Origin of the sequence: Rhodoferax sp., assembly GCF_028689305.1 — a bacterium.
Lineage (GTDB): Bacteria > Pseudomonadota > Gammaproteobacteria > Burkholderiales > Burkholderiaceae_C > Rhodoferax.
In genome coordinates, this window is sequence record NZ_JAQTWM010000152.1 from 1 (window position 1) to 4,454 (window position 4,454).

Consider the following 4,454-nt stretch of genomic DNA (forward strand, 5'->3'; position numbering starts at 1 on the left):
TCGGTGCCCGCCGCTGGGGCGCTGTGGTGTTTGAAGATGGAGTCACGGTAACCAAACGCACATTGCGCCGCGTTCAGCGTGAACACCCGCCCGGTCTGCAGGTCAATGGCATCCAGCGACTCAAAACGGTCCTGCAGTTCCACGCCATAGGCGCCAATGTTCTGCACCGGTGAAGCGCCCACCGTGCCCGGAATCAGCGCCAGGTTTTCCAGCCCGGGGTAGCCCTGCGCCAGCGTCCAGCGGACGAATTCGTGCCAGTTTTCACCGCCGCCCGCCTCCACAATCACCGCCTTGGCTGTCTCCTGCACCAGCCGGCGCCCCATCACCTCCACCTTGAGCACCAGCGGCTTGACGTCGCCGGTGAGCACAATGTTGGCGCCGCCGCCCAGCACCAGCTTCGGCGCCGTGGCCCAATGCGGGTCGGCCAGCAGGGCCTGCACGTCGGCTTCAGACCGGATGCGTTTGAGCGCATGGGCCTTGGCCACGATGTGAAAGGTATTCATGGCCTGCAAAGGCACGTTTTTCTGGACTAACATGGCGGGATTGTCGAACATTTAGCGAGAACCCTTATGCCCTCTTTTGATACCGTTTGTGAAGCCAAGATGGTGGACGTGAAACACGCCGTGGACAACACGGCCAAGGAAATTGCCACCCGTTTTGATTTCAAGGGCACCCCGGCGGCGGTGGAGCTCAAGGACAAGGAAATCACCCTGATCGGCAACGCCGATTTCCAGCTCAGCCAGATTGAAGACGTGCTGCGCAACAAGCTCACCAAACAAAATGTGGACGTGCGTTTTCTGGACAAGGGTGACGTGCAAAAAGTCGGCGGTGACAAGGTCAAGCAGGTGATCAAGGTGCGTGACGGCATCGAGACCGAGCTGGGCAAAAAAATCCAGCGCCTCATCAAAGACAGCAAGCTCAAGGTGCAGGCCGCCATCCAGGACGGCAAACTGCGCGTCAGCGGCGCCAAGCGCGACGACCTGCAGGCGGCCATGGCGCTGATCAAAAAAGACATCGCCGACATGCCCCTGAGTTTTGACAACTTCCGCGATTAAGCGGTGTCCTGTATGCAGCGCCGCCTGCTGCCACTGACCCTGGCCTGCACCCTGCTGGCAGCCACTGGCAGCGGGTGGGCGCAAAGCGTGGCGCTGGCCGGCCTGCTGGGTAGCAAGGCCCTGATTGTGGTCAACGGCAGCCAGCCGCGCAGTCTGGCGGTGGGTGAGACCTATCAGGGCGTCAAACTCGTCAGCCTGCAGGACAACCGGGCCGAGGTCGATGTCGGAGGCGTGCGCCAGACCTTGCGGCTGGGCGGTGCCCCAGCCAGTGTGGGGAACACCGCCAGCAACGTCAACGGCAGCAAGATCGTGCTGAGTGCCGACTCCCGCGGCCACTTTGTCACCCAGGGGCAAATCAACGGCCAAGCCACCACCATGATGATTGACACCGGCGCCAGTTATGTCAGCCTGTCTGCTGCCCAGGCCCGGCAGATCGGGCTCAACTACCGCAACGGCACGGTTGGCGCCCTCAGCACCGCCAATGGGGTGGTCCAGAGCTGGCGCGTCAAGCTTGACACCCTGCGCGTCGGTGAGGTGACGCTGTATGGCATCGAGGCGCTGGTCTCGGACGGTGCCATGCCCTATGTGCTGCTGGGCAACAATTTTCTGGGCCGTTTTCAAATGAACCGCAACAACGACCAGATGGTGCTGGACCGCCGTTACTGACACCATGAGCCTGATCGTCCAGTCCGAAGACGAATACGAAGACCTGCTGGGGCTGTGGTCCGACCTGGAATCCGGGCTGGCGATGGCCCTGCTCCACCCCGGCAGCACCCAGGAGTTTGCGCAGCGCATCGAGCAGTACGACCACTGGATGCAGGACTTGCTCAAGCAGGACACCGATGTCGGCTTGTACCTGCTGTTCCAGCTGGCCATCAAGTCGCCGGTCGGCTACAGCGCCTCACACGCGCTGATGTGCGCGGTGTTGTGTGATCTGATCGCCCAGGACCTGGCCTTGCCCAGGGCGCAACGCAACAGCCTGGTGCGCGCGGCGCTGACCATGAATGTGGCCATGACCGAGCTGCAGGACCTGCTGGCCAACCAGCGCGGCCGTCCCAGTTTTGGGCAACAGGCAGCGATCCGCTCCCACGCGGCAGACGGTGTGCTGATGCTGGTCGACAAGGGCATCACCGACAAACTCTGGCTCAAAATTGTCAAGAACCACCATGCCGACTGCGCCCCCGACGATCCTGATCCGCCGCGCAGCCTGGCGCATGTGCTGCAGGTGATTGACCGCTACGCGGCCATGATCAGTCCGCGTCAGTCACGGGAAGGCCGCAGCGCCACCGACTCGGCACAAAGCCTTGTGACCGGTGACGCCGGCCACCTCAACGCCGTCGGGCCGGCCCTGGTACGTATCGTCGGCCTGTACCCGCCCGGCACGTTCGTGCAGCTTGACGACGGTGAGCTGGCCATTGTGACCCGCCGCGGCCTCACCCCCTACCAGCCCGATGTGGCCATCGTGATCGACCAGAAAGGCCACGTGATCCGTTCCCCACGGCTGCACCCCACGGCGCAAGGCCAGCCCGGCATCAGCACCGCCCTGGCCGGCACCGAGGTGCAAGAACGCATCAACCACCATCTGATCCTGCAGCTGGGCGCCCGCTCTGCCTCGTAGCTTGCTATATTTTTAATAGCTACATAGATATATAATACGCGGGCTAACAGGCAATTTCTTTCATCAACATCACCCATTCGTGACATCAACCACCCCGCTCCCCCATGAATCCCGCCTGAACCAGGCCTTGCGGGCCTTGTTCCACAGCCAGCGGGTTGCCGCGCTGGGCACCCTGGATGCCGACGGCAAACCGTTTGTTTCGATGGTGCCGTTTGCGGTAGACACCCAAGCCGCTACGCTGGTGATTCATGTCAGCCTGCTGGCGCCGCATACCCGCAATTTGCTGTCCAACCCGGCGGTGTCGGTGATGGTGATGCAGCCCGAGGTGCCGGGGGAGCCCGTGCATGCGCTGCCGCGCGTGTCGCTGGAGGGGCTGGCCAGGCGGCCACTGCCCGACAGCCCGGAGGGACAGTCGGCACGCCAGGCCTACCTGACGCGTTTTCCTGAAGCCGAGCCGATGACGCATCTCGGCGACTTCAGCTTTGTCCAGATCACCCTCGGCAGCGCCCGCCATGTGGCGGGTTTTGGTACCGCCCGGCCGGTGGACGTCGACGATCTGGCCAGCGTCTTGCGGCCGCGTTAAGCGGCAGGTTGCCCCTGAATGAACGCCAGCATCATGCGGGCCACGGCATCACCGTCATGGCCTTTGGACAGGCTGTCGAGACAGGAGGTGTATTGCGCCTCACCCAGCGCGGCGCGCCGCTTGTTGAGCAGAAACGCGCTGTAGTCTTCGACAAACTCAGGGTGCGGCTGCACGCAGAACACCCGGTCTTCCACGGCAAACGCCGCCACCGGGCAAAACTCGCTGGTGGCCAGCAGCCGGGCGCCTTCGGGCAGGTCAAACACCTGGTCCTGGTGGCTGGCCAACAAGGCAATGTGGTTGCGGTCCTGCGCCTGCGGCAGCTCAGGCGCCAGCCATTGGTACTGCATGCGCCCGGCGCCCCAGCCCTGCGGCGCGCGCCCCACCCGGGCACCCAGGCACAGGGCAATCAGCTGGTGGCCAAAACACACCCCGACGAGTTTTTTCCGGGCCTGCAACAGCTGCTCCACCTTCTGGCGCAGCGTTAACACCCAGGGCTCCTGCGAAAAGGCGTCCGCACGGCTGCCGGTCAACAGCACCGCGTCGTAGTCATCAAACGACTCGGGGTACTGACCCTTGACCGTGTTGAAGATGTCCATCTGCCCGGTGGCGCCGGCCTCACGCAGCAGGCGTTCAAACATGGTGCCATAACCCACATAGGTGGCCTCCACGACCGGGTCGAGGTAATCGTTTTCGAGAATGCAGAGTTTCATGGTCAATGTTTGCCTGAGTGGTGTGACTTGTGCCCAGACTTGGGCGCCGGGTGATGTGGATGCCCGTGGTGGGCGCCGTGGGGCACGGAAGCAGCGGCAGGTGCCGCCTTTTTCCCCAGCCGCGACTCGGTGCCCTTGATCAGGCGGTTGATGTTTTCGGCATGGCGGTACACCAGGAACAGCGCCATCACCGCCACCCCGAACGCCACACTTTTGCTGGTGATCCACAACGCACCACCGGCCAGCAGATACAACACCGGGGCCAGCACCGCCGCCGTGATCGAGGCCAGCGACGAATAACGGAACACCAGCGCCATGACCAGCCAGATCAGCATGGTCGCCAGACCCAGCCAGCCATTGAGCCCGAGCAGCACGCCGAGAGCCGTGGCCACGCCCTTGCCGCCGACAAACCTGAAAAACACCGGGTACAGGTGGCCGAGGAACGCCGCCAGGCCGACCATGGCCAGCGTCCCGTCCTGCAGGCCATA

At 63.4% G+C, this 4,454-nt stretch carries 7 protein-coding genes; 4 read left to right on the forward strand and 3 right to left on the reverse strand.

The window, feature by feature from the left end; genetic code table 11:
- The coding region (locus tag PHW99_RS18150) for an FAD-binding protein (RefSeq protein ID WP_300181036.1) at positions 1-536 on the reverse strand (536 nt) is incomplete at its 3' end.
- A gap of 33 nt (positions 537-569) precedes the next feature.
- On the opposite strand from PHW99_RS18150, the gene PHW99_RS18155 reads away from it, so the two are divergent.
- The 4 genes from PHW99_RS18155 to PHW99_RS18170 all read left to right on the forward strand — a co-directional run bounded on the left by PHW99_RS18155 (position 570) and on the right by PHW99_RS18170 (position 3,256).
- Entirely contained in the window at positions 570-1,055 is a 486-nt protein-coding gene (locus tag PHW99_RS18155; RefSeq protein WP_300181039.1) for a YajQ family cyclic di-GMP-binding protein, read from the forward strand.
- A 12-nt stretch (positions 1,056-1,067) separates the two neighbouring features.
- On the forward strand, positions 1,068-1,721 hold the full coding sequence (locus PHW99_RS18160; protein WP_300181042.1) for a TIGR02281 family clan AA aspartic protease: 654 nt from the start codon (positions 1,068-1,070) through the stop codon (positions 1,719-1,721).
- 4 nt (positions 1,722-1,725) lie between these two features.
- Positions 1,726-2,673 (forward strand): phosphodiesterase, encoded by a 948-nt coding sequence (locus PHW99_RS18165; protein ID WP_300181045.1) that lies wholly within the window; start codon positions 1,726-1,728, stop codon positions 2,671-2,673.
- A 79-nt stretch (positions 2,674-2,752) separates the two neighbouring features.
- A complete protein-coding gene (locus tag PHW99_RS18170; protein ID WP_300181048.1) occupies positions 2,753-3,256 on the forward strand; it encodes a pyridoxamine 5'-phosphate oxidase family protein in 504 nt (167 codons plus the stop codon).
- On the opposite strand, the gene PHW99_RS18175 is transcribed toward PHW99_RS18170, so the two are convergent.
- On the reverse strand, positions 3,253-3,966 hold the full coding sequence (locus PHW99_RS18175) for an amidotransferase (RefSeq protein ID WP_300181051.1): 714 nt from the start codon (positions 3,964-3,966) through the stop codon (positions 3,253-3,255). The two genes, PHW99_RS18170 and PHW99_RS18175, sit on opposite strands and share 4 nt — an antisense overlap.
- Before the next feature lie 2 nt (positions 3,967-3,968).
- A partial coding sequence (locus PHW99_RS18180; protein ID WP_300181054.1) for a glycerol-3-phosphate acyltransferase occupies positions 3,969-4,454 on the reverse strand: 486 nt, incomplete at its 5' end.